Raw genomic sequence first — 2,853 nt, 5'->3', positions numbered from 1 at the left:
CGCATGACGCGCTCGGAAGCAAAGGCCCGCGCGGAGCAGCTCGGCGCGAAGGTTGCGGGCTCCGTCTCCGCAAAGACCGATCTGCTGGTGGCCGGCGCCGACGCCGGCTCAAAACTCGCCAAGGCAGCCGCGCTCGGCGTCGAGGTCATCTCGGAAGACGAATGGATCGAGATGGCAGGCGGGTAGGCCCCCGCCTCCTCTTCATGCTCGTCATGGCCGGGCTTGTCCCGGCCATCCACGCCTTCCTTGCTTTCTCCAAACAGAAAGACGTGGATACGCGGGACAAGCCCGCGCATGACGGACTTGAAGAGGCAATGAATCAAATCGCCCGCGTCGCGTCCTTCAGCCACGCCAGCGTCGCCTCATCGAGCCCCGGCGTCAGCGCCTCGCGGACGCGAGCGTGGTAGGCGTTGAGCCAGTCGGCTTCGTCCTGCGTGAGAAGGGAGCGCTCGACGCAATTGAGATCGATCGGCGCCAGCGTCAGCGTTTCGAAGCCGAGCATCGGGCGTTCGCCGCCCTCGATCATTGCAGGCGGCGTCACGACGAGCAGGTTCTCGATGCGGATGCCGTAGGCGCCGGTCTTGTAGTAGCCCGGTTCGTTCGAGACGATCATGCCGGGCCTGAACGCGACATTGCTCATCTTCGAGATGCGTTGCGGACCTTCATGCACAGAGAGGTAGGAGCCGACGCCGTGGCCCGTGCCGTGGTCGTAGTCGAGTCCGGCCTTCCACAGCGCCATGCGCGCGAAGGCGTCGAGCTGCGCGCCCGACGTCCCCTCCGGGAAACGCGCGGTGGCGATGCCGATATGGCCTTTCAGCACGCGGGTGAAACGGTCGCGCTGCTCAGCCGATGCTTCGCCGATGGCGACAGTGCGCGTCACATCCGTCGTGCCGTCGAGATATTGTCCGCCGGAATCGACGAGGAAGAGTTCGCCGCGCTGAAGCGGCCGGTTGGTCGCCGTCGTGACGCGGTAATGGACGATCGCGCCATTGGCGCCGGCGCCGGAAATCGTGTCGAAGCTCAGGTCGCGCAACTCGTTCGCCTCGGCGCGAAAGCTTTCGAGCTTCTTTGCCGCCGCGATCTCGTCGACGCCGCCTTTCGGCGCTTCCGTCCCGACCCAGGCGAGAAACTTCGTCAGGGCGCGCCCGTCGCGCAGGTGCGCGGCACGCGTGCCCCTGATCTCCGCCTCGTTCTTGCAGGCCTTTGGCAACTCGCAAGGATCGGTGCCGCGCTTCACCTCGGCGCCCGCTGCTTTCAGCCGGTCATGGATCGCGCTGGCGCAGGTTGCCGGATCGACCAGGACGGTCGCCTTGCGCTGCCCAAGTTCGTCGAGCGCGGAGAGAAGTTTGCCGCGCGGATGGATGGCGGCGATGGGTTTCAGATGCGCCCGCGTCTCGGGACCGACCTTGCGCTCGTCGATGAAGAGAGCGGCGCGGCCGTCTTCATGCAGGATCGCGAAGGAAAGAGGCAAGGGCGTATGCGGCACGTCGCTGCCGCGAATATTGAACGCCCAGGCGATCGAATCCGGCATGGTGAGAACGACGGCGCTGACGTCGTCGTTCATCAGCCCGTTGGCGATGCGCTTGATCTTGTCGGCGGCCGGCTCGCCCGCGAATTCAAGCGCGTGCGGGAGGACCGGCGCCGTCGGCGGCTCCGGCTGGTCGGCCCAGACGGCGTCGAGGGGGTTGCTCTCCACCGGAACGAGCGACGCGCCGGCCTTTTCCGCCGCCGCCTTCAGCCGCGCGACGCCGTCGACCGTGTGGAGCCATGGGTCGTAGGCGAGCTTCGCGCCTTTCGCGAGGTTTTGCTCGATCCAGCGTACAGGCGGTTCGTCGGCCAGTGACTTCGGCTCGAAACTCGCGACATCGACCTGGCTGCGAACCTGCAATGTGTAGCGCCCGTCGACGAAGATCGCGGCCTTGTCCAGCAGGACAATGGCCATGCCCGCCGATCCGGTAAAGCCGGTGAGCCAGTGCAATCGCTCCGCATGGGGCGGCACATATTCGCCCTGATGCTCGTCGGAGCGGGGAACGAGGAAACCGTCGAGACCGCGCTTCTTCAACTCCTCGCGGAGCCGCTTCACGCGCTCGATCCCAAAGGCGGGGTCCGCCGTATCGTCGAAAGTCTGGAACATGGATCAAATGTAGGGGCGGGAAGGGAACGGGGCAACTGGCCTGCCCAATCCAGTATTGTCATCCCGGCCTTGTGCCGGGATCCAGGGGCGTCGATTTCCGAGCAAGCGGCCCCTGGGCCCCGGGGCGAAGCCCGGGGTGACAGCAATATGAAGCTACCCCTGAACCCTCAATGTCACCCAATCCCCCATCGGCTTCCGGGCCTTCAGGAAAAGTCCCTTCGAGCGGAGCGCGCTTGTCACCATCGTCTCCTGCGTCCCGAGGATGCCGGAGAGGATGAGCGTTCCGCCGAGCTTCAGATGGGCCGCGAAGGCGGGCGCGAGGGAAACGAGGGGGCGGGCGAGGATGTTCGCGACGATGAGGTCGTAAGGTGCGCGGGCATGAAGGGCAGGGTGGCCGAAGCCCTTGGCGGTCACTGATGTGATGAAGGGCGCGACGCCGTTCACGCGCGCATTTTCCCGCGTGATGCGCACCGCGACCGGATCGATGTCGCTCGCCAGCACGTTGCAATGCGCGAGCTTTGCGATGGCGATGGCAAGCACGCCCGTTCCCGTGCCGATGTCGAGTGCGTTGAGCCGACGGCCGGGCCGGACGAATTCCGAAATGAATTCGAGGCAGCCCGTCGTCGTTTCGTGATGGCCGGTGCCGAAGGCCTGCGCCGCGTCGATGCGGATCGGGATGACGCCCGCCGGAATCCTGTCGGCGTCATGACTGCCATGGA

At 65.9% G+C, this 2,853-nt stretch carries 3 protein-coding genes; 1 reads left to right on the top strand and 2 read right to left on the bottom strand.

The features are described from left to right. Positions 1-186, top strand: a 186-nt coding sequence (locus tag VMR03_RS01570; protein ID WP_325401599.1) for a BRCT domain-containing protein, incomplete at its 5' end; no start/stop codon positions are given. 133 nt (positions 187-319) lie between these two features. Here VMR03_RS01570 and VMR03_RS01565 read toward each other — a convergent pair. Together VMR03_RS01565 and VMR03_RS01560 are read right to left on the bottom strand one after the other, a co-directional pair. Further along, positions 320-2,134, bottom strand: a complete 1,815-nt coding sequence (locus tag VMR03_RS01565; RefSeq protein ID WP_325401597.1) for an aminopeptidase P family protein — start codon at positions 2,132-2,134, stop codon at positions 320-322. Positions 2,135-2,287: 153 nt separating this feature from the next. Then, a partial coding sequence (locus tag VMR03_RS01560) for a 50S ribosomal protein L11 methyltransferase (RefSeq protein WP_325401595.1) occupies positions 2,288-2,853 on the bottom strand: 566 nt, incomplete at its 5' end.

Source organism: Parvibaculum sp., from assembly GCF_035511255.1.
GTDB lineage: Bacteria > Pseudomonadota > Alphaproteobacteria > Parvibaculales > Parvibaculaceae > Parvibaculum.
The sequence above is the reverse complement of the archived record's forward strand: the minus strand, read 5'-3'. Positions and strand labels throughout refer to the sequence as shown.